Raw genomic sequence first — 25195 nt, 5'->3', positions numbered from 1 at the left:
CGCCGGTGGATTACTCCGCGCCGGTGACGCCCCCCTCGTGGAAGGATGACGGGGCAACGTCACCATCAAAGGAGATGACCGCGTGCCAGGCACGAATCTCACCCGTGAAGAGGCTCAGCAGCGGGCAAAGCTGCTCACCGTCGACTCCTACGAGATCGAACTCGATCTCAGCGGGGCGCAGGAAGGTGGCACCTACCCGTCCGTGACCACCGTGCGCTTCCAGTCGGCCGAGGCCGGGGCCGAGACCTTCATCGACCTGGTCGCACCGGCCGTGCACGAGGTCGTCCTCAACGGCAGGTCGCTGGACGTCGCGGCGGTCTTCCGGGACTCCCGCATCGCCCTGGACCACCTGGCGGCCGGGGCCAACGAGCTCCGGGTCGTCGCGGACTGCGCCTACACCAACACCGGCGAGGGCCTGCACCGCTTCGTGGACCCGGTCGACCAGCAGGCCTACCTCTACACCCAGTTCGAGGTGCCGGACGCGCGGCGGGTCTTCGCCAGCTTCGAGCAGCCCGACCTGAAGGCCACGTTCCAGTTCACCGTGACGGCTCCCGAGGGCTGGACGGTCATCTCGAACTCCCCGACGCCGGAGGCCGCCGACGTCAAGGACAACGTCTGGCGCTTCGAGCCGACCCCGCGCATCTCCACGTACATCACGGCGCTCATCGTCGGCCCGTACCACGCGGTGCACAGCTCGTACGAGGGCAAGGACGGCCAGTCCGTACCGCTCGGCATCTACTGCCGTCCCTCGCTCGCCGAGTTCCTCGACGCGGACGCGATCTTCGACGTGACCCGGCAGGGCTTCGACTGGTTCCAGGAGAAGTTCGCCTACGACTACCCCTTCGCCAAGTACGACCAGCTCTTCGTCCCGGAGTTCAACGCGGGCGCGATGGAGAACGCGGGCGCGGTCACCATCCGTGACCAGTACGTCTTCCGCTCGAAGGTGACGGACGCGGCGTACGAGGTGCGCGCGGAGACGATCCTCCACGAGCTCGCGCACATGTGGTTCGGCGACCTGGTCACCATGGAGTGGTGGAACGACCTGTGGCTGAACGAGTCGTTCGCCACCTACACGTCGATCGCCTGCCAGGCGTACGCCGAGGGCTCGAAGTGGCCGCACGCGTGGACCACCTTCGCCAACTCCATGAAAACGTGGGCGTACCGGCAGGACCAGCTGCCCTCCACGCACCCGATCATGGCCGACATCCGTGACCTGGACGACGTCCTCGTCAACTTCGACGGCATCACGTACGCCAAGGGCGCCTCGGTGCTCAAGCAGCTCGTCGCCTACGTCGGCCAGGACGCCTTCTTCAAGGGCGTGCAGGCGTACTTCAAGGCGCACGCCTTCGGGAACACGCGCCTCTCCGACCTGCTGGGCGCCCTGGAGGAGACCTCCGGCCGCGACCTGACCGCCTGGTCGAAGGCGTGGCTGGAGACCGCCGGCATCAACATCCTGCGCCCGGAGATCACCACCGACGCGGACGGCCTGATCACCGCCTTCGGCATCCGCCAGGAGGCGCCCGCGCTGCCCGCCGGCGCCAAGGGCGAGCCCACCCTGCGCCCGCACCGCATCGCGGTCGGCCTGTACGAGCTCCAGGACGGCGCCCTCGTGCGCACCGACCGGATCGAGCTGGACATCGAGGGCGCGCTCACCACGGTGCCGGAGCTCGCCGGACGGGCCCGCCCGGCGGTCGTCCTGCTGAACGACGACGACCTGTCGTACGCGAAGGTCCGCCTCGACGAGGAGTCCCTCGCCACGGTCACGGCGCACATCGGGGATTTCGCGGAGTCCCTGCCGCGCGCCCTGTGCTGGGCCTCCGCCTGGGACATGACGCGGGACGGCGAGCTCGCCACCCGCGACTACCTCGCGCTGGTCCTCTCGGGCATCGGCAAGGAGACCGACATCGGCGTCGTCCAGTCGCTGCACCGCCAGGTGAAGCTGGCCGTGGACCTGTACGCCGACCCGGCGTGGCGGGAGCAGGGCCTGGCGGCCTGGACCGAGGCCACGCTGGAGCACCTGCGTGCCGCGGCGCCGGGCAGCGACCACCAGCTCGCCTGGGCCCGGGCCTTCGCGGCCACGGCCCGCACCGAGGGACAGCTCACCTACCTGTCGGCACTGCTCGACGGCGCGGCGGAGATCGAGGGCCTGGCCGTCGACACCGAGCTGCGCTGGACGTTCCTGGAGCGGCTCGCCGCGACGGGCATCGCCGAGGAGGGGGCCATCGCGGCGGAGCTGGAGCGGGACCCCACCGCGGCCGGTGAGCGCCACGCGGCGACCGCGCGGGCGGCCCGCCCGACGGCCGAGGCCAAGGCTCAGGCGTGGGCCTCGGTGGTGGAGTCCGCGGACCTCCCCAACGCGGTGCAGGAGGCCGTGATCGGCGGCTTCGTCCAGACCGACCAGCGCGAGCTGCTGGCCCCGTACACCGCGAAGTACTTCGCGGCGGTCAAGGAGGTCTGGGACACCCGCAGCCACGAGATCGCCCAGCAGATCGCGGTGGGGCTGTACCCGACGCTCCAGGTCTCCGCGGACACGCTGGACGCGACGGACGCGTGGCTCACCTCGGCCGAGCCGAACGCCGCGCTGCGCCGCCTCGTCTCGGAGTCCCGCGCGGGCGTCGAGCGGGCGCTGAAGGCCCAGGCGGCCGACGCCGCTGCCGCTGCCGCTCAGGTCTGAGGGCCCCCGGGCTCCGCCCGCACCCGCGGAAGCAACGTCTCCCGCGGGTGCGGCGACCCTGCTGGGGCTCCGCCCCAGACCCCGCGCCTCAAACGCCGGCGGGGCTGGATCTCTCAGCCCGCCCGGCGTTTGAGGGCAGGGGGCGGGGAGACGGCTCCGCGCAGCGGCCACCCGCGGTCAGCGGGCGGAGGCGACGGCGCGCAGCGCGGCCAGGACGTGGGACAGCGCGGGCGCGGACTCGGCGCCCCGCCGGACCGCGGCGATCACGTGCCGCGTCGGCCGGTCCCGCGACAGCACCCGCACCGCCACGCCCGACGCCCGGCTCGACACCATGCGCGGAACCAGCGCCACCCCCATCCCCGCCTCCACCATCGCCAGGATCGCCGTCCACCCCGACGCCGAGTGCGCCTGTTCCGGGACGAAGCCCGCCGCCTCGCACGCGCCGCGGGTGATCTCCGACCAAGGGCCGCTGCCCCCGTAGATCCACCGGTCGCCGGACAGGTCCGCCAGCCGAAGCCCCGCCGCGCCCGCCAGCGGATGCCCCGGCGGGAGCGCCACGTCCAGCGGGTCCTCCAGGAGCGTCACCCGGGTGAACCGGGCGTCCCGCGCGGTCGGCGCGTGCGCGGCCAGCGACAGGGCCAGGTCCACGCCCCCGGCCGACAGGAGCTCGTACGACTCCGCCGCCTCGGCCTCCCGGACCCGTACCTCCACCCCCGGACGGGTCTTGCGCAGGGCCGCCACCGCCGGGACCACGAGCGCCGGCACGGCCGTGGAGAAGGCGCCGACCCGTACCTCGCCCGCGTCCCCGGCCAGATATCCGGCCAGCTCCGCGTCGGCCGCCTCCAGCTGCGCGAACACCGCCTCCGCGTGCCGCAGTACGAGGTGGGCCGCGTCGGTGAGGCGGACCCGCCGCCCCTCGGCCTCCAGCAGGGTCACCCCCAGCTGCCGGGCGAGGTTCGTCAGCTGCTGCGAAACGGCCGAGGGCGTCATGTGCAGCGCCTCGGCCGTCGCGGTCACGGTCCCCTGTTCGGCGAGGGCCCGCAGGATCCGCAGCTTCTTGATGTCCCACTCGATCATGGGCCCGAACCTACCGCCGCGCACTGGGGGAGCGTCGTGTCGGTGAGGCCGGGCCCGCGACGCCTGGCACCGCGGGCTGATCCGGCCTCACCGACACGACGCTCCCCAGCCCCACACCGCCCAGGATCAACGCCATGCAGAGCAGTTGCGCCGGTCCTGTGTGCTCGCCCAGGAGCAGGAAGCCGAGCCCCGCCACGCACACCGGCTGGAGGTAGTAGACGACTCCGGCGCGGGCCGCCCCGATGATCGTGATCGCCTTGTTCCAGGCGAAGAAGGCGACGGCCGAGGAGAAGACCCCGACGTACAGCAGCGGTCCGACCGTCCCGGTGGTGACCTCGAAGCCGCCCTGCACGGAGACGGAGACGGCGTAGACGGGCGCCAGCATCAGCGCGCCGAGGACGAAGGTGGTGATCAGGAAGGCCAGTCCGCCCAGTTCGGCGGGCTTGCGCTTGAGCAGGGCGCTGTACGTGGCGAACGAGAGGGCGGCGGCGAACATCCACAGGTCGCCGGCGCCGAAGTCGAAGCCGAGGGAGCCGTCCCCGACGAGCAGCAGCACGCCGAAGGCGGCGAGCAGCATGCCGAAGGTGCGCCGCTTGCCGAGCCGTTCGCCGCCGAGGCGGGCGTAGAGCGCCATGATGACGGGCGAGGCGGCCATGATCATGCCCATGTTGGAGGCGGAGGTGGTCAGTCCGGCCTGGTGCACGAGGGTGTTGTAGAGGGCGACGCCGAACAGCGACGCGAGGGCGATGTAGCCGAAGTGCCGCCGGATCAGGGCGCGCTGCTGCCACGCCTGGCGGGCGGCGAAGGGGGCGACGGCGACGAGGGCGATGATCCAGCGCCAGAAGACGGCCTGGACGGGCGGGACGGTCTCGGCCATTCCCCGGGTGGCGACGAAGCTGCCGGACCAGACGACCGTCGCGAGCAGCGCGAGGAGCACGCCGAGCCCGGCGACACCCTTCCTGCCGGTGTTGCCGGGCTCGGTCTGCGAGACGGTACGGACGCGGTCCATGACGGCCACTGTGGGTCTGCTCCTCGGAGTCGGCGGGTGGTGCGTGTGCCCTACCGTCGCACCCCGTCATCCATCAGGTCCATCGAAATGTTCTGATCGTTCTTTTCAGGAGAACTGAATGATTGGGGGGTGCGGGCGGCCGCCAGCTGACCGGCGACGGTGGCCCCGAAGGCGATCGCCATGCCGACGAGCTGTACGGGCGAGAGCGCCTGGCCGAGCGCGGCCCAGCCGATGACGGCGGCGGTGAGCGGGGAGAGCGGGCCGAGCAGGGTGACCGAGGTGGCGGTGAGCCGGCCGATGCCGCGGAACCAGAGCCAGTACGCGATCCCGGTGTTGATCAGCATCATGTAGCCGTAGCCGAGGAAGGCGCTCCCGTCGAGCGCGGGCGGGGCTCCCTCGACGAGGGCGGCCACCGGGATGATGAACAGCCCGCCGGCGGTGAGCTGCCAGCCGGTCATGGCCAGCGGGCCGACGCCCTCGGGGCGGCCCCAGCGCTTGGTCATGACGGTGCCGGCGCCCATGGAGGCGGAGGAGATCACACCGGCGATGACGCCGACGAGGTCGAGCTTCGCCTCGGCGGTCAGGACGACCATGCTCACGCCCAACGCCCCCACGACGGCGGCCAGTACGGTGCGCAGGCTCGCCCGCTCCCCGAGGACGAGGGCGGCGAGTCCCACGACGAACAGCGGGCCGACGGCGCCCAGTACGGCCGCGACGCCGCCGGGGAGCCGGTAGGCGGAGAGGAAGAGGAGCGGGAAGAAGGCGCCGATGTTGAGGGTGCCGAGGACGGCGGACTTCCACCACCACGCGCCCTTGGGCAGGGTACGGGCCAGGGCGGTCAGCAGCAGGCCGGCGGGAAGGGCCCGCATGACGCCGGTGAACAGCGGCCGGTCGGGCGGCAGCAGTTCGGTGGCCACGGCGTAGGTGGAGCCCCAGGAGATGGGGGCGAGGGCGGTCAGGGCGACGGTGGCGAGACGCTTCATGGCGGGAGGCTCCCTGTCGGGTGAGGAAGGCGGGACCGGGCGGGGTGGTTCAGGCGACGACGGCGGCCGGCCGGCGCTCCGGGGCCGCTGCGTCGCCGGGGACGGCGGCGGCGGGCGGCTCGGAGTGCACGGCTCCGGCCGGCAGGTGCGGCTCCAGCCGGACCAGTGCGAGGGCGGCGCCGAGTGCGGCGACGGTGAGGACGGCCCAGGGCAGGCGGCCGTCGACGGCGAGCAGGGCGGTGAAGAGGGAGGGGGCGAGCGCGCCGGCCAGCGAGTAGGACAGCTGGTAGGTGGCCAGGTAGCGGCCGCGGACGGCCTCGGGGGCGGCGGAGACCGACAGGGCGCCGCCGGAGGGGCTGTGCACCAGTTCGCCGAGGGTGTAGACGACGACGATGGCCAGCAGGGCGACCAGCGTCACGGTCTGGCCGGGGCGCAGCGTGCCGAGCACGATCTGTCCGACGAAGGCGGCGGCGAAGAGCAGGGCGCCGAGTGCGGCCGAGCGGGTGCGGCGGGCACCGGAGCGGCGGACCCGGCCAGCGATCAGCACGCCGATCCCGGCGCACAGGACGGTGTTGACGGTGAAGGCGGCTCCGGTGAGGGAGTCGGGGGCCGCCAGCCAGGTGGAGAGGTAGAGCGGGAAGAGGACGGAGAGGGCGGAGTAGCCCAGCGCGGTGAGGAAGTTGGCGGCGGTGAGGCCGAGGAAGGGGCGGTCGCGCAGGACCATCCGGTATCCGGTGGGAGCCCGCCTCGCGGAGCCGGCCGCGTCGTCGCGGACCGGGCGGACCCGGCTGACGAGCAGTCCGGCGAGGGCGAAGGCGAGGGAGTTGCCCCAGGCGGTGTACGTGAACCCGCCCGTGCCCCACAGCGCCAGCACGCCGGAGACGAGCAGGGCGCCCGCGCCCATCCCGGCGTTCTGCAGGGCCCGGGTGGAGGCCTGGAGCCGGTCGCGGGCGGCGCCCCGCGCCACCTCGCCGATCAGGGACTGCTGCACGACGCTGAAGGAGCGGTCGGCGAGCGCGGTGATGAGGGCGACGGCCGCGAAGGCGGCCAGGGAGCTCGCGAAGGGGTAGAGGGCGAAGCCGAGCGCCCGGATCCCGTAGAGCACCAGGTTGACCCTCTTGGCACCGAACCGGTCGACGGCCGAGCCGGCCAGCGGCATGAACGCCAGCCCGGCCAGGCCGGTGACCGTCATGACCAGGCCGACGAGGGTGAGGGAGAGGCCGGTGACGTGGTGGAAGAAGACCAGCGAGAACGGGACGTACATGCCGATCCCGACCGCGCTGATGCCGATGCCGAGGAGAAGCGACCGCTCCCCCGCGACCTTCGCCTCCCCGGTGGTGGCTGCCTTGCTCCTGAACACTGCCATGACGGCCTCTCCCCCAGATTCGGTTGCTGGTAAGTAGCTTACCGCTAAGCTACTTTCCGTCAAGCAACTTTCTTGCGAACGATCTCCGGGAAGCGGAATACTGCACTCATGAGTGACGACAAGGACGCCGTCGACGCGATAACGGCCCAGTGGTTCGCCGTGCGCCCCGACTTGGACACGGCCCCCATGGCCGTCTTCGGACGCATCTACCGGATCGCCAAGGCCATGGGCGACGCGATGGAAGAGTGCTACTCGCGCTTCGGCATCTCGCGCGGGGAGTTCGACGTCGTCGCCACCTTGCGCCGTTCGGGCGCCCCGTACACGCTCTCGCCCCGCCAGCTCTCGGCGACGCTCATGCTCACCACGGGCGGCATGACCGGGCGGCTGGACAAGCTGGAGAAGGCCGGGCTGCTCGGCCGCAAGCCCGATCCGCACGACCGGCGGGGGCTCCAGGTGACGATCACCGACCGCGGCCTCGCGCTCATCGACGAGGCGGTCGCCGCCGGCCTGGAGGTGCAGCGCGACGCGCTGACCGGGCTGAGCGACGAGGAGGTCGACGTACTCACCGGCCTGCTCCGCAAGCTACTGGCCGGCATCTGAGCCATGTGCCGTACCCGCGGACACGACAAGGCGCCGGGGGTCGCCGCACGGCCGAGGTGAATCGGCGGGGCGGACCCCCGGCGCCCGGGAAGTCCAGCGGTCCCGGCCCCGTGGGGCCGGACCTGCTCAGGCCTGCTTCTGCGGCCTGTCCGACTTGTCGAGGACCATCACGAGACCCGCGATGACCAGGAACAGCACGATCGGCAGGGCCACGTACAGACCGAGCGTCTCGCCAATGCTCAGGCCCGGGCCCGGGTCGTCGCCGTCGTCGCGGGTCAGCGCGAGGGCGGGAGACGTCATCAGCAGCATCATCAGCGTCGTTCCGGCCGTGACGGCGCCGGCGCGCAGAGCGTTCTTCTTGTCCACGGTGCAAACGTAGCGAACACCTAAACGGGGCGCGCGCCCGGGGGTGCCGTACGAGGTCGCCCGCCCTCCGCCAGCGCCCCCAACAGGGCGTTCGCCCGGGGCGAGGCCACCAGTTCCTCCAGCGTCAGCGGCCGCCCCTCGGCATCGGCGACCGGAAGCCGCCAATTGGGGTACTGGTCCCAGGTGCCGGGCAGGTTCTGCGGCCGCCGGTCCCCCACCGCGTCCGGCAGCCAGACACCGACCAGCCGTGCCGGGGTGCGCAGCAGGAACTCGTACAGGGCCCGTACGGCGGCCTCCTCGCCCTTGGTCTCCAGGCCGAGCCCGTCCAGCAGCTCCAGCCACTCCGCGGTGTCGGCGGCGTCCTCGGCCCGCTCCTGCGCGGCCGGGCGGGTCAGCAGGCCGAGCCGGTCGCGCAGCTCCACGTGCGCGCCGGCGAGTTTGGCGGCCGTGGGCGGCAGGTCGTGGGTGGTGGCCGTGGCCAGGCAGTCGGCCCGCCAGGCGTGCGGCGGGAGCGGGCTGCCGGTGCCGGCCCAGTCCCGCTCGAACCAGAGCACCGAGGTGCCGAGCACTCCGCGCCGGGCCAGCTCCTGACGGACCCGGGGCTCCACCGTCCCGAGGTCCTCGCCGATGACCAGGGCGCCGGCCCGGTGGGCCTCCAGGACCAGGATCGCCAGCATGGCCTCGCCGTCGTAGCCCACGTACGTGCCCTCGGCGGGCGTGGTCCCCTCCGGGATCCACCACAGCCGGAACAGGCCCATCACGTGGTCGATCCGCAGCGCGCCCGCGTAGCTGAACACCCCGCGCAGCAGGGACCGGAAGGGGGCGTAGGCGGTGGCGGCCAGCACGTCGGGGCGCCACGGCGGCAGCCCCCAGTCCTGGCCGCGCGCGTTGAAGGCGTCCGGCGGGGCGCCGACCGAGATGTGCCGGGCGTAGCAGGGCGAACCGAACACGTCGGAGCCCTGCGGGTGCACCCCGACGGCCAGGTCGTGCACGATGCCGACCGCCATGCCCGCCTCCCGGGCGGCCCGCTGGGCGGCGGCGAGCTGGCCGTCCGTCAGCCAGACCAGCCAGCGGTGGAAGTCGCCGCGCTCCTTCGGGTCCTCCCCCGCGTGTTCGGCGCACCAGGCGGCGTGCACGTCCAGCGGTGCGCCCTGCTCGGCGCAGAACGCCCGGTAGGCGGCCTCGCGCCCGGGCGGGCGCGGGACGGCGTACAGCAGCTCCAGGGCCTGCCGCTTGAGGGCCCAGACGGCGTCGCGGTCGATGTGCGCGCCCTTCTCCAGCACCTCGCGGCGCAGCTGCGCGCCCTGCCCGGCGAGTACGGCGAGGGCCGCGCGGTCGGGGCAGTCGGCGTACTCCGGGACGTCCTCGATCCGCAGGTGGACCGGGTCCGGGAAGCGCCGGGAGGAGGGCCGGTACGGGGAGGGGTCGGTCGGGGTGCCGGGTACGGCCGCGTGCAGCGGGTTGACCTGGATGAAGCCGGCGCCGTGGGTGCGGCCGGCCCAGCGGGCGAGCGCGGCGAGGTCGCCGAGGTCGCCCATGCCCCAGGAGTGCTCGGAGAGCAGGGAGTAGAGCTGGACGAGCAGCCCGTGGGCCCGCTCGGGCGCGGCCGGGGCCCGCGCCGGGGCCACGACCAGGGTGGCCTCGGCGATCCGCCCGTCGGACGCCCGGGCGGTGAGCCGGTGGACGCCCAGCGGCAGCCCGGGGCCCCACGCGAGCTCCTCCCCCGTCTCCTCGGCCAGCACGCGGACCCGGGTGCCCGGCGGGAGGGCGGCGGGCCGCGGCGGCACGGGCTCCCCCTGCCAGAGCACCACCGTCGGCGGCAGGAGCCGCAGGGCCGTCTCGCGTGATTCCTCCTCGGCGGACACCCGGATGCTCTCGGCGTCGTCCGTGACCACCCCGAGCAGGCCGAGGACGGCCTTGACGGTGCTCTCCGGCACCTGGACGGTCACGTTCGCGGCGGGCTGGTAGGCGGTGGCGATGCCGTACAGGGCAGCGAGCCGGGCCAGGTCGTCCATCAACGGGTGCTCCTTCTTGCGTGCGGGCACGAGGGCTTGAGGGTGAGTCAGAAGCGTGGTGCAGAAGGGCGGGACGCCGCGGGGGAACACGCCAGCCATACCCACTCGGAGGGACCGCATTCCTGTCATATCCGGGTCAGATCACCCACCCGCATTGACACCCCAGCCGCACGAGTGGTGGGCTCGGGCTCATTCGTGCGAGTGGGGACGTCTCAGGACGAGGAGGCTCGGTGCAGCTCAGGGGCAGGAAACGGTCGACGGCCGCCGCCATCGCGGTGATCGGGTCGCTGCTCGGCGGCGCCGTGGCCGCCGCGCCGCCCGGCACCCTGACGGCGCCCTCCGTCCCGGACGCGCCGACCACCGCACCGGGCGGCGGCGCCGCCGCGGCAGGCGCCGCGGCCGGTGCCAACGGCGCCCTCGGGCCCGTACTCGACCCCGGCGCCGACACCCCCCGGGCCGCCTCCGAGGGACCCGCCGTGTGGCCCCGGCCGCAGTCGATGACCGCCGATCCGGCGCGCGAGGTTCCGCTGGGCGCGGAGGCCGTACTGGTGGCGCCGGCCGACACCGATCCGTACGCGCTCCAGGTGGTACGCGATGCCCTGCGCAAGGCGGGCGTGAAGACCCTGCACGAACCCGCCCCTGGGGCGCCGGTGCCCGAGCGGGGCACCGTCGTGCGGCTCGACGACGCGGGTGCCGAGCAGGCGCTGCGGGCGCTGGGCGCTGCCGCGGCGAAGGACCTGCCGGACGGGGGCTACCGGCTGGCGGTGGGGCGGCCCGGCGGCCGGGACACGGTCGCGCTCGCCGGCGTAGGGGACGCGGGGCTGTTCCACGCGGCGCAGACGCTGCGCCAGCTGCTCGCGGCGGGCGGCGGGAAGGTGCCCGGGGTACTGGTGCGGGACTGGCCGATCGCGCCGGTGCGCGGGATCACCGAGGGCTTCTACGGGCAGCCGTGGACCAACGAACAGCGCCTCGCCCAGCTGGACTTCATGGGCCGCACCAAGCAGAACCGGCTGCTGCTCGCGCCCGGGGACGACCAGTACCGGACGACGGGCTGGCGCACGGACTACCCGCAGGCGCAGCAGGAGGAGTTCCGCGCGCTGGCCGAACGGGCCCGCGCCAACCGGGTGGTCCTGGCGTGGGCGGTCACCCCCGGCCAGTCGATGTGCCTGTCCTCGGCCGCCGACCGGGCGGCGCTCGCACGCAAGCTGGACTCGATGTGGGACCTCGGCTTCCGCGCCTTCCAGGTGCAGTTCCAGGACGTCAGCTACTCGGAATGGGGCTGCCGCGCGGACCGGGAGCGGTACGGGAAGGGCCCGGCGGCGGCCGCGAAGGCGCACGCGGAGGTCGCGAACGAGCTGGCCGCGCACCTGGCCGCGAGGTATCCGGGCGCGCCCGCCCTGTCGCTGCTGCCGACGGAGTACTACCAGGAGGGCTCCACCTCCTACCGGACGGCCCTCGCGGGCGCGCTGGACGCGCGGGTGGAGGTGGCCTGGACGGGCGTCGGCGTGGTGCCGCGCACGATCACCGGCAGGGAACTGGCCGGGGCGCGCTCCGCCATGGGGCAGCAGCCCCTGGTCACCATGGACAACTACCCGGTCAACGACTGGGATCCGGGCCGCATCTTCCTCGGCCCGTACGCGGGCCGCGATCCCGCGGTGGCGGGCGGCTCGGCGGCGCTGCTGGCCAACGCGATGCAGCAGCCCATCCTGTCGCGGATCCCGCTCTTCACGGCGGCGGACTTCGCCTGGAACCCGCGCGGCTACCGGGCCGGCGAGTCCTGGCAGGCGGCGGTGCGCGATCTCGCGGGCTCCGACCCGCGGGAGCGCGCGGCGGTGGCGGCCCTCGCCGGGAACACCGCGTCGTCGGGGCTGAAGCAGGAGGAGTCGGCGTATCTGAAGCCGCTGGTCGAGCAGTTCTGGAAGGCCCGCGCCGCGGGCGATCCGGCGGCCGGGGCCGAGCTGCGCAAGGCGTTCACGGTCCTGCGCGAGGCCCCCGGCCGACTGCCGGTCCTGTCGGACGAGGCGGGGCCCTGGCTGGAGCGGCTGGCGCGCTACGGAACGGCCGGCGAACTGGCCGTGGACGTCCTCCAGGCGCAGGCCCGCGGGGACGGGGCCGCCGCCTGGCAGGCCTCCCTGGCCCTGGCCGAGGTCCGCGAGGCGCTGGCGGAACCGGGGACCGCCCGGGTGGACGAGGCCGTCCTGGAGCCCTTCCTGAAGAAGGCGGCGGCGGAGGCGGACGCCTGGACCGGAGCCGCCCGCACCACGGGCACGGTGACGAAGGAGCCGGAGTCCTGGACGGTCCGGCTGGACGCCGCGCGCCCGCTGTCGGCGGTGACGGTGATGACGGAGCCGTTCCCGGCGGGGGCGCGGGGCGCGGCGGTGGAGGCGCACGTACCGGGCGAGGGCTGGCGCAAGCTCGCCGACGCCGCGGCCTCAGGCTGGACCCAGGTGGACACGGCCGGGCTGAGCGCGGACGCGGTTCGGCTGTCCTGGGCCGGAACGGGCACCGCGCCCACGGTGCACCGGGTGGTGCCGTGGTTCGGGGACGGCCCGCGGGCCCGCTTCGAGCTGGCGGACGGGGCCGCGACCGACGCCGAGATCGGCGGCGCCCCGGGGCGGGTGTCGGCGCAGCTGTCCGCGCCGGGCCCCGCCGAGGTGCGCGGACCGCTGACGGCGCGGCCGCCGGCGGGCATCGAGGTCCGCCTGCCGGGGGTCGCGGTGGTGCCGCGCGGCGGGCAGGTGTCCATCCCGCTGGAGGTCGTGGTGGCACCGGGCACCGCGCCCGGCAGCTACGAGGTCCCGGTGACCTTCGGCGGCGAGACCCGGACCCTGACGGTGCGGGCCGTGCCCCGCACCGGCGGCCCGGACCTGCTGCGCACCGCGCGGGCCACCTCCTCGGCGGACGAGAGCCGCGCCTTCCCGGCCTCGGCGGCCGTGGACGGCTCCGCGACCACCCGCTGGTCCTCACCGCCGGTGGACGGAGCCTGGTGGCAGGCGCAGCTCCCCGCCCCGGCCCGGATCGGCCGGCTGGAGCTGCACTGGCAGGACGCGTACCCGTCCGCCTACCGGGTGGAGACCTCGGCGGACGGGGTCACCTGGCGCCCGGCCGCCACGGTCGCGGCGTCCGGGGGCGGTCGCGAATCCCTGCGCCTGGACGCGCCCGACACCCGCTTCCTCCGCATCACGTGCGACCGCCGCGCCACCCGCTACGGCTGCTCCCTGTGGTCGGCGGAGGCGTACGCGGTCACGCCGTAGCCCTGGCCGGGCCGGTCACGCCGTCTGCCGGGGCCGGACCGCGCTTGCGCCCGAGTGCGGCGCCGCCGCGGGGGCCAGCCCCCGAACCCCCGCGCCTCAAACGCCGGCGGGGCTGATCTTTCAGCGGGCTGAGGCCGGACAAACCCAGCCCCTCCGGCGATTGAGCAGCGGGGTCTGGGGCGGAGCCCCAGGAAGCCGGGCCGCGTCCGGCCTACGGGCGCAACCCGGCACGGTCTGGCTGCGAAGCCCCCCGCAATGGCCGGCTACGACGCCGCGACCCCGATGCGCTCCAGCGCGTCCTCGGCCCCGTACGGCTGGAGGTACGGCATCCAGCGGGGATCCCGGTGCCCCGTCCCGATGATCCGCCACGCCAGCCCGGACGGCGGCGCCGGCTGGTGGCGCAGGCGCCAGCCGAGTTCCAGCAGGTGCCGGTCCGCCTTGACGTGGTTGCAGCGCCGGCACGCGGCGACGACGTTGTCCCACGCGTGCTGTCCGCCCCGGCTGCGCGGGATGACGTGGTCGACGCTGGTGGCGACGGCCCCGCAGTACATGCAGCGGCCGCCGTCCCGCGCGAACAGGGCGCGCCGGGTGAGTGGAACGGGCCCCCGGTAGGGGACCCGCACGAAGCGCTTGAGCCGTACCACGCTGGGAGCGGGGACGGCCCTCGTCGCGCTGTGCAGATAGGCGCCGGATTCCTCCAGGGAGACCGCTTTGTTCTCCAGGACGAGGACGAGCGCGCGGCGGAGCGGTACGACGCCGAGGGGCTCGTACGACGCATTGAGGACCAGGACGTGCGGCACGGACTGCCTCCTTGTACGCCGGCGGCGCGTGGCTCGCGCCGGGACGATCTGCTCTCCAGTCTCTCCTTACGGCTGGTCGAAGCGCCACCACGCGCCCGTAACGGGTCCGAGGTGTTTTCAACCACAGTCAGTCATCCCCAGGTGAGTCTGGTCTCTCCCTCGAACACGGCACCAAGCTGAAGGGATTGCCCCGTTAGTGTGGTTGGTCTGCCCCTACAACCCGTTCCGCGGGCAGACCGCTACACCTGGAGGTTCCCGTCGTGCCCTGGCCCGCCGCTCTGCTGCCGTTGGCAGCCGACGTTCCGGACGCGCCCGCCTCGGTCAAGGAGGCGCAGGCCAGCGTCACCGAGGCCGCGAGCTTCATCGAGCAGAACTGGGCCACCTGGCTGAGCATCGGCCTGCGGATCCTGCTGATCGTGGTGATCGCCGCGGTCATACGCTCGGCGGTCCGCAAGGCGCTGACCAAGCTCATCAACCGGATGAACACCAGCGCGGAGGCGGTCGAGGGCACCGCGCTCGGCGGGCTGCTGGTCAATGCGGAGCGGCGGCGCCAGCGTTCGGAGGCGATCGGCTCTGTCCTGCGTTCGGTGGCCTCGTTCCTGATCCTCGGCACGGCCGCGCTGATGGTCCTGGCCGCGCTGAAGATCGATCTGGCCCCGCTCCTGGCGAGTGCCGGTGTGGCCGGTGTGGCCATCGGTTTCGGCGCCCGGAACCTGGTCACGGACTTCCTCTCCGGCGTCTTCATGATCATGGAGGACCAGTACGGCGTCGGCGACAAGATCGACGCGGGCGTGGCCTCGGGCGAGGTCATCGAGGTCGGGCTGCGCGTGACCAAGCTGCGCGGGGACAACGGCGAGATCTGGTACGTGCGCAACGGCGAGATCAAGCGGATCGGCAACCTCAGCCAGGGCTGGGCGACCGCGGGCGTGGCCGTCCAGGTCAAGCCCTCGGAGAACCTGTCGCGGATCCGCGAGGTGGTCCGGCAGGTCGCCGACACCCTGGCGAAGGAGTCTCCGTGGGACGAGCGCCTGTGGGGTCCGGTGGAGGTCCTCGGCCTGGACGAGGTGCTGCTCGCCTCGATGACGGTGAAGGTGTCGGCGAAGACCATGCCGGGCCAGCAGTTCGCCGTGGAGCGGGAGCTGCGCTGGCGGATCAAGGAGGCCTTCGACGCCGCGGGCATCCGGATCATCGGCGGCCTGCCGGCCGGGGACGAGGAGGAAGAGGCCCCGGCGGACCCGTCGGCCTCCGTCGCCGCGCCGTCCGCACTGGCGAACCCGGCCTCCCCGCAGTCGCTGGCCACGGCCCCCATCCCGCCGCCGGTCGGCCCGCGGATCACCAAGTAACCGCTCCGGCACCGTTCCGTCCCCGCTGCCCCGCAGGTCATTCGCGAATGACCTGCGGGGCAGCGGCATTGACACGGGTCAAACGGTGATAGGAAACTTACCTAACAGATCGCCTCGGTGAGGGAGAGACCGCTCCATGCCCGCCTCCACGCCCGGAACGCCCAGTCTGCTGCGCGCCATGAACGACCGGGCCGCGCTCGAACTCCTGCTGACGCACGGCCCGCTCTCGCGGACCCGCATCGGGCACCTGACCGGACTGTCCAAACCCACCGCCTCCCAGCTGCTGGCCCGCCTGGAAACCGCCGGTCTCGTCCTGGCCACCGGCACCGACGGCGGCCGCCCCGGCCCCAGCGCCCAGCTGTACTCGCTCAACCCCCGGGCCGCGTACGTCGGCGGACTCGACGTCACCCCGGGGCGCGTACTGGCGGCCGTGGCCGACCTCACCGGCACGGTGATCGCCTCCCACGAGGTCCCGTACACCGAGGGCGCCCAAGCCGTGGACCAGGTGACCGAGGCCCTCGGCGGGGCCGTCAAGGCCGCCGGTCTGCACCGCTCCGACCTGCACCGGGTGGTCATCGCCACCCCGGGCGCCTTCGACCCGCAGACCGGCCGGCTGCGTTACGCCAGCCACCTGCCCGGCTGGCACTCCCCCACCCTGCTCGACGACCTGGCGGCGGCCCTGCCGATGCCCGTGGAGTACGAGAACGACGTCAACCTCGCCGCCGTCGCCGAACAGCGCCTCGGCGCGGCCCGCGGCCACGAGGACTTCGTCCTGCTCTGGAACGAGGAGGGCCTCGGCGCCGCCCTGGTGCTCGGCGGCCGGCTGCACCGCGGCTGGACCGGCGGCGCGGGCGAGGTGGGCTTCCTGCCCGTTCCCGGCCGCCCCCTGGTTCGGCAGGTCACCCGGGCCAACTCCGGCGGCTACCAGGAGCTGGCCGGCGTGGAGGGACTGCCCCGGCTCGCCGCGGAACTGGGCATGGCGGCCGCACCCGGGCCCGCCGCCGACAGCCCGCACGGCCCGGACACCCCGCACGGCCCTGGCACCCCGCACAGCCCGGAGGTCGCCGCCGCCGTCGCCCTGCTCGGGCAGGCCGCGGCCGCGCCCGAGGGCGCGCACCTGAGCTTCCTCCAGTCGTACGCCACCGCGCTCGCCACCGGTCTGGCCTCCCTCGTCGCCGTGCTGGACCCGGAGATCGTGGTCCTGTCCGGGGCCGCGATCAGCGCGGGCGGCGAACCGCTGCGCGCGCTGCTGGAGGCCGAGCTCGCCGAACTGGCCCCCTCCCGGCCCCGGCTGGTCCCCGGCGAGGTACGGGAACGGCCGGTCCTGCACGGCGCGCTGGAGAGCGCGCTGGCCGCCACCCGGGACGAAGTGTTCGACACCTCCCGCTGAACCGCCCCGTCCGCCCCCCCCCCCACCCCCACCGGAAGTTTCGTCTCCCGCAGAGAGCGAGCCCCGCCATGCCCGGAACCGGACGCCTGACCACCGCAGCAGCCCTCCTCGTCGCGATATCCGCACTCGCCACGGCCTGTACCGGCCAGGGCGCCGACACCGCCTCCGACGACCCGAAGGCGGACGTCACCCTCACCTTCTGGCACGGCTGGTCCGCACCGAGCGAGGCCAAGGCGATCGAGGACAACATCGCCCGCTTCGAGCAGGCGCACCCGAACATCAAGGTCAAGGTCACCGGCAACATGACCGACGACAAGATCAACCAGGCCCTGCGCGCGGGCGGGGACAAGGCCCCCGACGTGGTGTCCTCCTTCACCACCGACAGCGTCGGCAAGTTCTGCAACTCCCGCGCCTTCGCCGACCTCAACCCCTTCCTGCGGAAGTCCGGGGTCGACAAGACGAAGGTCTTCCCCAAGACCCTGCTGGAGTACACCCAGTTCGACGGCAACCAGTGCACGCTGCCCCTGCTGCACGACGCGTACGGCCTCGTTTACAACAAGACCGCCTTCGCGGCCGCCGGGATCACCGAACCCCCCAGGACGTGGAGCCAGTTCACCGAGGTCGCGCAGAAACTCACCAAACCCAAGGGGGACTCGTACGAGCGGGTCGGCCTGATGCCCACCTTCCACGGCTACGAGACCACCCCCATGCGGCTCGCCGCGCAGTGGAGCCCCGCCTACTTCGGCGCGGACGGCAAGTCCGGCCTGGCCAAGGACCCCGGCTTCGTCAAGATGCTGACCGCGCAGAAGGACCTGGTGGACAAACTCGGCGGCTACGAGAAGCTGGAACGGTTCCGCAGCACCTTCGGCGACGAGTGGAGCGCCGAACACCCCTTCCACACCGGCCAGGTGGCCATGCAGATCGACGGCGAATGGCGGGCCCCGATGGCCAAGGAGGCCGGGGTCGCGTTCGAGATCGGCACCGCGCCGCTGCCCGTACCCGACGAGCAGGCGGCCGACTACGGCAAGGGCTACCTCTCCGGCACGGTCATGGGCATCGCCGCCGGCAGCAAGAAGCAGAACGCCGCCTGGGAACTGGTCAAGTACATGACCACCGACACCGAGGCGGTCGTGGCCTTCGCCAACGCCATCCACAACGTGCCGTCCACCCTGGCCGCCCTGGAGTCCCCGAGCCTCCAGGTGACCCCGGAGTTCAAGACCTTCCTCGACATCGCCCGGCACCCGAAGTCCGGCACCACCCCGGCCCAGGCCGACGGCGGCACCTACCAGCTGACCTTCCAGGACTTCGCGTACGCGGTCGAGAAGGGCGACGTCACCGACATCCCGGCCGGCCTCGCCAGGGCCGACCAGCAGATCGACACGGACATCGCGAAGGCGAAGTAGCCCCGGATGACCCGGCTGACCACCCCCACGCTGCGCTCGAAGCGCCGCCGCTCCGCCCTGCGGACCGCGGCCTTCATGTCCCCCTGGCTCATCGGGTTCGCGGTCTTCTTCGCCTACCCCCTGCTGTCCACCCTGTACTTCTCCTTCACGAAGTACGACGGCTTCCGCCCGCCCGCCCTCAACGGCACGGACAACTGGAGCTACGTCTTCACCGACTATCCGCTCTTCTGGCCCGCGATGCGCAACACCCTGTGGCTCGTGGTGGTGATGGTGACCTGCCGGGTCGTCTTCGGCCTCGGCGTCGGCCTGCTCGTCACGAAGATCAAGACGGGGGTCGGGATCTTCCGGACCCTGTTCTACCTGCCCTACCTGGCCCCGCCCGTCGCCGCGACCCTGGCCTTCGTCTTCCTGCTCAACCCCGGCACCGGCCCCGCCAACACCCTGCTCGACGCCGTGGGGCTGCCCACCCCGGGCTGGTTCACCGACGCCGACTGGTCCAAGCCCGCGCTCACCGCCCTCGCCCTGTGGGGGGTGGGCGACCTCATGGTCATCTTCATGGCCGCACTGCTCGACGTACCGAAGGAGCAGTACGAAGCCGCCGAGCTCGACGGCGCCGGGGCCTGGGCGCGGTTCCGGCACATCACCCTGCCCAACATCTCGCCGATCATCGCCTTCGCCGTGGTCACCGGCGTCATCCAGGCCATGCAGTACTACGCCCAGCCGCTGGTCGCGGGCAAGGTCGCGGCCGGGGTGATCGGCGGCTCCGGCCAGCAGTTCGAACCGGGCTACCCCGACAAGTCCACCCTCACCCTGCCGCAGCTCGTCTACAACCTCGGATTCCAGCGCTTCGACTACGGCACGGCGTGTGTCGTCGCGCTCGTCCTGTTCGCCCTCTCCATGACCTTCACCGCGCTCCTGATGCGGCGCCGTGGCGGACTGATCGGAGCAGGCGAGTGAACGCGCACGCACGCAAGGCCGTACTGCACTGGATCGGCGTCCACGCGCTCGGCGTGGCCGCGGCCCTCTTCTTCGTCCTCCCCTTCGTCTTCATCCTGCTCACCTCCCTGATGGGCGACCGCCAGGCACTCACCCGCGACCTGTGGCCCGACACCTGGGAATGGGACAACTACGCCACGGTGTGGAACACGCCCGGCTTCCTGACCTGGTGGCGCAACACCCTGCTGTACGCCGGACTCGGCACCCTGTTGACCGTGGTCTCCTCCGTGCCCGTCGCCTACGCCCTGGCCAAGTTCCGCTTCCGCGGGCGGCGGCTCTCGCTGCTGCTCGTGATCGCCATGATGATGCTGCCGCCGCAGGTGGTCGTCATCCCCATGTACCTCTTCTGGGCCAAACAGCTCGACCTGTCCGGCACCCTGTGGCCGCTGATCGTCCCGATGGCCTTCGGCGACGCCTTCTCCATCTTCCTGCTCCGCCAGTTCCTGCTGACCATCCCCGACGAGTACCTGGACGCGGCCCGCGTCGACGGCTGCGGCGAAGTGCGCACCCTGCTGCGCGTGGTGCTGCCGATGGCCAAGCCCGCAATCGCCGCCGTCGCGCTCTTCCAGTTCTTCTGCGCCTGGAACGACTACTTCGGCCCGCAGATCTACGCCTCCGACAACCCGGCCGCCTGGACCCTCAGTTACGGACTGGAGTCCTTCAAGGGCGCGCACCACACCAACTGGAACCTGACCATGGCCGCGACCGTGCTGGTCATGGCCCCGGTGATCGTCCTCTTCTTCTTCGCCCAGAAGGCGTTCGTCGAGGGAGTCACCCTGACCGGCGTGAAAGGCTGACGGCAATGAAACTCGCAGTGGTGGGCGGTGGTTCCACCTACACCCCCGAACTGATCGACGGCTTCGCACGGCTGCACGACACCCTGCCGGTCACCGAACTCGTCCTGATCGACCCGGCCACCGACCGCCTCGAACTCATCGGCGGCCTCGCCCGGCGGATCCTCGCCCGGCAGGAACACCCGGGCCTGGTCACCACCACCGCCGACCTCGACGCGGGAGTCGACGGGGCCGACGCCGTCCTGCTCCAGCTGCGCATCGGCGGACAGGCCTCCCGGCTCCAGGACGAGACCTGGCCCCTGGAATGCGGCTGCGTCGGACAGGAGACCACCGGCGCGGGCGGACTCGCCAAGGCGCTGCGCACGGTCCCCGTGGTCCTCGACATCGCCGAACGGGTCCGGCGGACCAACCCGGACGCGTGGATCATCGACTTCACCAACCCGGTCGGGATCGTCACCCGCGCCCTCCTGCAGGCCGGGCACAAGGCCGTCGGGCTGTGCAACGTCGCCATCGGCCTCCAGCGCAAGTTCGCGGCCCTGCTGGACCTGGCCCCCGGCGACATCCACCTGGACCACGTGGGCCTCAACCACCTCACCTGGGAACTGGGCGTGCGCCGCGGCGGCCCGGACGGCGAGGACCTGCTGCCGGGCCTGCTCGCCGCGCACGGGGAGGCGATCGCCGGGGACCTGCGCCTGCCGCGGGCCGTGCTGGACCGGCTCGGCGTCGTGCCCTCGTACTACCTCCGCTACTTCTACGCCCACGACGAGGTCGTACGGGAACTCGGCACGAAGCCCTCGCGGGCCGCCGAAGTCGCCGCGATGGAGCGGGAACTGCTCGCCCTGTACGGGGACCCCGCGCTGGACGAGAAGCCGGCGCTGCTGGCCAAGCGGGGCGGCGCCTTCTACTCGGAGGCCGCCGTGGACCTGGCCGCCTCGCTGCTGGGCGACGGCGGCCCGGCCCTCCAGGTCGTCAACACGTACAACAACGGCACCCTGCCCTTCCTCCCCGACGACGCGGTCGTCGAGGTGCAGGCGCGCGTCGACGCCTCGGGCCCCCGGCCGCTGCCGGCCCCGCGGCTGGACCCGCTCTACGCCGGGCTGGTCTCGCACGTGACCGCGTACGAGGACCTCGCGCTGGACGCGGCGCTGCGCGGCGGGCGCGAGCGGGTCTTCAAGGCCCTGCTCGCGCACCCGCTGGTCGGCCAGTACGACCTGGCCGAGGGACTGACCGACCGGCTCCTCGCGCACAACAAGGAGCACCTGGCATGGGCGTGAACCTCTGTTCCGTCCTGGCGATCGACGCGGGCAACAGCAAGACGGACGTGGCCCTGCTCGGCCCGGACGGCTCGGTGCTGTGCTCCGGGCAGGCCGGCGGCTTCCAGCCGACCCTTACGGGGGTGGCCGCGGCCGTCGACGTACTGGCCGAGGCGATGGCCGACGCCGGGCTGGACCACCGGAAGGGCCGCGGCCTCGGGCCCTGCGCCGAACACGTGTCGGCCTGCCTGGCCAACGCGGACTTCCCGCTGGAGGAGTGGCAGCTGGCGCGCGAGATCAAGCGACGCAACTGGGGGCGCGTGACGGAGGTGCACAACGACACCTTCGCCCTGCTGCGCGCCGGCCTGCCCGTGGGGGCCGAACCGCGCGGCGTCGCGGTGGTGTGCGGGGCCGGCATCAACTGCGTCGGGATGACCCCGGACGGGCGGACCGCCCGCTTCCCCGCGATCGGGCGGATCTCCGGCGACTGGGGCGGCGGGGGCGGACTGGCCGAGGAGGCCATGTGGTTCGCGGCCCGGGCCGAGGACGGGCGGGGCGAGCCGACGGAACTGGCCCGGGCGCTGCCCGCGCACCTGGGCCACGACTCGATGGCCGCGCTGATCGAGGCGCTGCACCTGGGCCGGATCCCGGCGGGGCGGCGGCACGAGCTGACCCCGGTGCTGTTCGCGGTGGCCGCCGCCGGGGACCCGGTCGCCCTCTCGCTGGTGCACCGGCAGGCGGACGAGATCGTGGCCATGGCCTCGGTGGCCCTGGGCCGCCTGGGCCTGCTGCGCGAGGAGGTGCCGGTGGTCCTGGGCGGCAGCGTCCTGGCGGCCCGGCACCCTCAGCTGAACGACCGGATCACGGAGCGCCTCGCCGAACGCGCTCCGCACGCCCGCATCCACGTGGTCACGGCCCGCCCGGTCCTGGGCGCCGCCCTCCTGGGCCTCGACGCCCTCGGCTCCCCACCCCTCGCCTACGGAAAACTCCGTGCCCACTTCGGGTGAACCCGCCCCGGAAGGCCGCCGGTCTGGAACCGTGGCGCTCGTGCGGGCGTATTGACGGTGAAGGGGTGGCGGAGGGCGCCCGCGGGGAGGCATCGTCCCGGATGCGGCACCGGGTGCTGTGGTCGACCAGCACTACGTCCATACTGCTGCGCAGGGGGTGCCTCCCGCCGTTGGCTGGGGGCGACGACAGGACCGAGGGGGAGGTCACGGTGGCGATCACATCACGCGCGCCCGCGCCCGGGGGCGGTGTTGCCGTACCGCCCGCCGGGGCGTCGGCTTCGCCGCCCGACGGGCCGCCCGGGCGGAGCACCGCCTGGGCCGAGGGCGTGGAGCGGCTGCGCGAGGCGGCGACCACCGAGCCGGGCCGGCTGCGGATCATCGGCGCCGCACTGGCCGCCCTGATCGTGCTGTTCGGCACGGTGAGCGTCTGGGAGATCTCCGAGCGGACCACGGCCGCCGACGACGTGGTGGGCCGCAGCCAGCCGCTGAGCGCGGACGCGGCGAGCATCTACCGGTCCCTGGCCGACGCCGACACGACCTCCTCCAGCGGCTTCCTGCTCGGCGCCCAGGAACCGCACGAGGTCCGCCAGCGGTACGAGAAGGACATCGCCAACGCCTCCAAGCTGCTGGTGAGCGCCGCCGCCAACACCGGCGGCAACGAGGACTCCCGCGAGCAGATCGCCCTGCTGAGCGAGCAGTTGCCGCGCTACACCGGCCTGATCGAGCAGGCCCGGGCCACCAACCGGCAGGGGCTGCCGCTGGGCGGCGCCTACCTCCGGTACGCCAACGAGCAGATGACCACCCAGCTGCTGCCCGCCGCGCAGCGGCTGTACGAGGCGGAGACCGGCCGGCTCTACGAGGACTACGACGACGCCCGGTCCTGGCCGCTCGCCTCGCTCGGCGCGGGCCTGCTCGCGATGGCGGGCCTGGTGTGGGCGCAGCGGCGCAACTACCGGCACACGAACCGGGTCTTCAACCACGGGCTGGTGGCCGCGACGGCCGCGTCGGTGGTGGTGCTGCTGTGGCTGGCCGTGGGCCACACGGTGGCGCGTTCCTCGCTGAGTGAAGCGCGGGCGGACGGGCAGGAGTCGATGAAGGTGCTCAACGACGCTCGGATCGCCTCCTTGCAGGCGCGGGCCGGTGAGAACCTGACCCTGATCGCGCGGGGCGCCGTACTGGCGGAGGACAAGAAGTCCGACAAGTACGACGTGGACTTCACGAACAACATGAAGCAGTTGGACGCCGGGCTGGCGACCGCGCTGCGGCTGGCCGACGACGAGGCCGGCCGGAGCCCGGTGAACCGCGCGGTGGACGGCGTGCAGCAGTGGAAGCAGCGGCACACGGCGGCCCGGGAGGCGGACTTGAAGGGCGACTACGAAGCCGCGCTGCCCCAGGTCGTCGGGGACGAGAAGCACAAGGAGAGCAGCGGGGCCGCCTTCGACACGGTGGACGCCTCCCTGGACCAGGCCGTGGCGCACGAGCAGCGGGAGTTCACCCGGGCCGCGCGGGAGGGGCTCGGCGCGCTGGGCGGTCTGGTGACGGGCGCGGCCGCCCTGGTGATCATCGGAGCGGCGGCGGCGGTGCTCGGTATCGGGCGCAGGCTTTCGGAGTACAGGTGAAGGCGATGCGGATACGAGCGAGGCGGGCCGCCGAAGGTCACGAGGGGTACGGGAGCCACGAGGGCCGGGCGGCGCAGGAGGGCCCCGGGCCCGCGGGCGGCGCCGTGTCCGGCATGCGGCTGAGGCGGGCCGCGGGCCGGCTGCGCGGTTGGGGCGGTGTGAGCGCGATGGCCGTCGCCTGTGCGGTGACGGCCGCGGTCGTGCTGCTGCCGCTGGCCCACGCGACGCCCGACACCGGCGGTCCGGCGGTCCGCAAGCCGGCCTCGATGGCGGTGGCCCCGGCCGCGCCGTGGTCCCTGACGGACACCTGCCAGGACCCGGAGGCGAGCCTGCGCCCGTCGGACGTGGACGGCGCCGCCATCGCGCGGATCAAGGCGGCGGGCAAGCTCGTCGCCGGTGTCGACCAGAACAGCTTCCGCTGGGGCTACCGCAACCAGACGGCGGAGGGCAGCCGCCTCGACGGCTTCGACATCGACCTGGTCAAGGCGATCGCCCGGGACATCCTGGGCGACGAGAACGCGGTGATCTACCGGGCCATCCCGACGAGTCAGCGCGTCCCGGCCCTCCAGGAGGGGCGTGTCGACATCGTCGTGCGGACCATGACCATCAACTGCAAGCGGCTGGAGGACGTGGCCTTCTCGACGGCCTACTTCGAGGCCGGGCAGCAGGTGCTGGCCCCCAAGGGTTCGGCGATCACCGGGTACGACACCTCGCTGAAGGACAAGCGGATCTGCTTCGCGACCGGTTCCACGGCGGAGGCGGCGCTGAACGCGCAGTCGTACGGCTCGGTCCCGGTCACCGTGGCCAACCAGCTGGACTGCCTGGTCCGGCTCCAGCTGGGCGAGGTCGACGGCATCATCACGGACAACGCCCTGGCGGCCGGGCAGGCCGCGCAGGACCCCTCGGTGCAGCTGGTGGGTTCGCCCTTCACCCGGGAGTTCTACGGGGTGGCGATGAACAAGGACGCCTCGGACCTGGTCCGCCGGGTCAACAAGGTGCTGGAGAACTACCGCGCGGGCGGCAATGACAGCCCCTGGATGAAGGCGTACCTCAAGCACCTCCAGCCGGTGCTGCCCGGCGTGTCCGCGCCGCCCGCTCCCAAGTACCGGGACGGCTGAGGCCGGTGGCGGTTTCGGGCACGGGGCCGGGCACGGGACCGGACGCGGAGCACGCGGAACGCACGGAGAGGGACACGGAGGCGGCAGCGGAAGCGGAGGCACAGTCGGTGGAGGCGGGTTCGGCAGTG

The 25195-nt window shown here is 73.2% G+C and carries 19 protein-coding genes; 12 read left to right on the top strand and 7 right to left on the bottom strand.

From position 1 onward, the window contains the following. Positions 1–82: 82 nt before the first annotated feature. The gene (pepN, locus tag IF88_RS0113775; protein WP_030710779.1) at positions 83–2674 is read left to right on the top strand and encodes an aminopeptidase N; all 2592 of its coding nucleotides are present in this window, start codon (positions 83–85) and stop codon (positions 2672–2674) included. 177 nt (positions 2675–2851) lie between these two features. On the opposite strand, the gene IF88_RS0113770 is transcribed toward pepN, so the two are convergent. Genes IF88_RS0113770 through IF88_RS0113755 form a run of 4 tightly spaced genes read right to left on the bottom strand, consistent with a single transcriptional unit; the run spans position 2852 to position 7109 of the window. Continuing rightward, positions 2852–3751: a LysR family transcriptional regulator gene (locus IF88_RS0113770; RefSeq protein WP_030710778.1), complete on the bottom strand. Its 900-nt coding sequence runs from the start codon at positions 3749–3751 to the stop codon at positions 2852–2854. Between the two features lie 10 nt (positions 3752–3761). Next, a complete protein-coding gene (locus IF88_RS0113765) occupies positions 3762–4769 on the bottom strand; it encodes a DMT family transporter (RefSeq protein ID WP_420710951.1) in 1008 nt (335 codons plus the stop codon). Between the two features lie 41 nt (positions 4770–4810). Further along, a complete protein-coding gene (locus IF88_RS0113760) occupies positions 4811–5743 on the bottom strand; it encodes an EamA family transporter (RefSeq protein WP_030710776.1) in 933 nt (310 codons plus the stop codon). Positions 5744–5792: 49 nt separating this feature from the next. Then, positions 5793–7109: an MFS transporter gene (locus IF88_RS0113755; RefSeq protein WP_051836837.1), complete on the bottom strand. Its 1317-nt coding sequence runs from the start codon at positions 7107–7109 to the stop codon at positions 5793–5795. A gap of 108 nt (positions 7110–7217) precedes the next feature. On the opposite strand from IF88_RS0113755, the gene IF88_RS0113750 reads away from it, so the two are divergent. Next, positions 7218–7709: a MarR family winged helix-turn-helix transcriptional regulator gene (locus IF88_RS0113750; protein WP_030710773.1), complete on the top strand. Its 492-nt coding sequence runs from the start codon at positions 7218–7220 to the stop codon at positions 7707–7709. A gap of 126 nt (positions 7710–7835) precedes the next feature. On the opposite strand, the gene IF88_RS0113745 is transcribed toward IF88_RS0113750, so the two are convergent. Further along, a complete protein-coding gene (locus IF88_RS0113745) occupies positions 7836–8075 on the bottom strand; it encodes a hypothetical protein (protein WP_030710771.1) in 240 nt (79 codons plus the stop codon). A gap of 20 nt (positions 8076–8095) precedes the next feature. Beyond that, on the bottom strand, positions 8096–10090 hold the full coding sequence (locus IF88_RS0113740) for a 4-alpha-glucanotransferase (RefSeq protein WP_030710769.1): 1995 nt from the start codon (positions 10088–10090) through the stop codon (positions 8096–8098). Between the two features lie 230 nt (positions 10091–10320). Here IF88_RS0113740 and IF88_RS0113735 point away from each other — a divergent pair, with 230 nt between their 5' ends. Continuing rightward, complete coding sequence (locus IF88_RS0113735) at positions 10321–13344, top strand: beta-N-acetylglucosaminidase domain-containing protein (protein ID WP_030710767.1); 3024 nt, start codon at positions 10321–10323, stop codon at positions 13342–13344. Positions 13345–13607: 263 nt separating this feature from the next. Here IF88_RS0113735 and IF88_RS0113730 read toward each other — a convergent pair whose 3' ends face one another. Beyond that, positions 13608–14144 carry an HNH endonuclease gene (locus IF88_RS0113730; RefSeq protein ID WP_030710765.1) on the bottom strand — a complete coding sequence of 179 codons (537 nt, stop codon included), beginning with the start codon at positions 14142–14144 and terminating at the stop codon, positions 13608–13610. A gap of 260 nt (positions 14145–14404) precedes the next feature. Here IF88_RS0113730 and IF88_RS0113725 point away from each other — a divergent pair, with 260 nt between their 5' ends. From IF88_RS0113725 to IF88_RS0113685, 9 genes are all read left to right on the top strand, one after another. Beyond that, positions 14405–15487 carry a mechanosensitive ion channel family protein gene (locus IF88_RS0113725; protein WP_420710949.1) on the top strand — a complete coding sequence of 361 codons (1083 nt, stop codon included), beginning with the start codon at positions 14405–14407 and terminating at the stop codon, positions 15485–15487. Between the two features lie 136 nt (positions 15488–15623). After that, positions 15624–16877 (top strand): ROK family transcriptional regulator, encoded by a 1254-nt coding sequence (locus tag IF88_RS0113720; protein ID WP_030710761.1) that lies wholly within the window; start codon positions 15624–15626, stop codon positions 16875–16877. 68 nt (positions 16878–16945) lie between these two features. Then, complete coding sequence (locus tag IF88_RS0113715) at positions 16946–18280, top strand: ABC transporter substrate-binding protein (protein ID WP_030710759.1); 1335 nt, start codon at positions 16946–16948, stop codon at positions 18278–18280. 15 nt (positions 18281–18295) lie between these two features. Next, positions 18296–19237 (top strand): carbohydrate ABC transporter permease, encoded by a 942-nt coding sequence (locus IF88_RS0113710; protein ID WP_030710757.1) that lies wholly within the window; start codon positions 18296–18298, stop codon positions 19235–19237. Further along, the gene (locus IF88_RS0113705) at positions 19234–20073 is read left to right on the top strand and encodes a carbohydrate ABC transporter permease (protein ID WP_030710755.1); all 840 of its coding nucleotides are present in this window, start codon (positions 19234–19236) and stop codon (positions 20071–20073) included. The genes IF88_RS0113710 and IF88_RS0113705 overlap by 4 nt, the downstream gene beginning before the upstream one ends. Before the next feature lie 5 nt (positions 20074–20078). Continuing rightward, a complete protein-coding gene (locus tag IF88_RS0113700; RefSeq protein WP_030710753.1) occupies positions 20079–21344 on the top strand; it encodes a 6-phospho-beta-glucosidase in 1266 nt (421 codons plus the stop codon). Then, positions 21335–22330 (top strand): N-acetylglucosamine kinase, encoded by a 996-nt coding sequence (locus tag IF88_RS0113695; RefSeq protein WP_030710752.1) that lies wholly within the window; start codon positions 21335–21337, stop codon positions 22328–22330. Before IF88_RS0113700 ends, IF88_RS0113695 begins: the two co-directional genes overlap by 10 nt. 209 nt (positions 22331–22539) lie before the next feature. Continuing rightward, positions 22540–23949, top strand: a complete 1410-nt coding sequence (locus tag IF88_RS0113690) for a hypothetical protein (protein ID WP_420710948.1) — start codon at positions 22540–22542, stop codon at positions 23947–23949. A 113-nt stretch (positions 23950–24062) separates the two neighbouring features. After that, entirely contained in the window at positions 24063–25067 is a 1005-nt protein-coding gene (locus IF88_RS0113685; protein WP_030710748.1) for a glutamate ABC transporter substrate-binding protein, read from the top strand. The last annotated feature ends 128 nt before the right edge of the window (positions 25068–25195 follow it).

The sequence above is a fragment of the Streptomyces sp. NRRL F-2580 genome (assembly GCF_000720115.1).
Lineage (GTDB): Bacteria > Actinomycetota > Actinomycetes > Streptomycetales > Streptomycetaceae > Streptomyces.
The sequence above is the reverse complement of the archived record's forward strand: the minus strand, read 5'-3'. Positions and strand labels throughout refer to the sequence as shown.

Bases quoted from the DNA above. Each gene is read 5' to 3' on its own strand.
- IF88_RS0113770 (WP_030710778.1), bottom strand. From the start codon at position 3,751: ATGATCGAGTGGGACATCAAGAAGCTGCGGATCCTGCGGGCCCTCGCC.
- IF88_RS0113760 (WP_030710776.1), bottom strand. From the start codon at position 5,743: ATGAAGCGTCTCGCCACCGTCGCCCTGACCGCCCTCGCCCCCATCTCC.
- IF88_RS0113755 (WP_051836837.1), bottom strand. From the start codon at position 7,109: ATGGCAGTGTTCAGGAGCAAGGCAGCCACCACCGGGGAGGCGAAGGTC.
- IF88_RS0113750 (WP_030710773.1), top strand. From the start codon at position 7,218: ATGAGTGACGACAAGGACGCCGTCGACGCGATAACGGCCCAGTGGTTC.
- IF88_RS0113740 (WP_030710769.1), bottom strand. From the start codon at position 10,090: ATGGACGACCTGGCCCGGCTCGCTGCCCTGTACGGCATCGCCACCGCC.
- IF88_RS0113720 (WP_030710761.1), top strand. From the start codon at position 15,624: ATGCCCGCCTCCACGCCCGGAACGCCCAGTCTGCTGCGCGCCATGAAC.
- IF88_RS0113715 (WP_030710759.1), top strand. From the start codon at position 16,946: ATGCCCGGAACCGGACGCCTGACCACCGCAGCAGCCCTCCTCGTCGCG.
- IF88_RS0113700 (WP_030710753.1), top strand. From the start codon at position 20,079: ATGAAACTCGCAGTGGTGGGCGGTGGTTCCACCTACACCCCCGAACTG.
- IF88_RS0113695 (WP_030710752.1), top strand. From the start codon at position 21,335: ATGGGCGTGAACCTCTGTTCCGTCCTGGCGATCGACGCGGGCAACAGC.
- IF88_RS0113685 (WP_030710748.1), top strand. From the start codon at position 24,063: ATGCGGCTGAGGCGGGCCGCGGGCCGGCTGCGCGGTTGGGGCGGTGTG.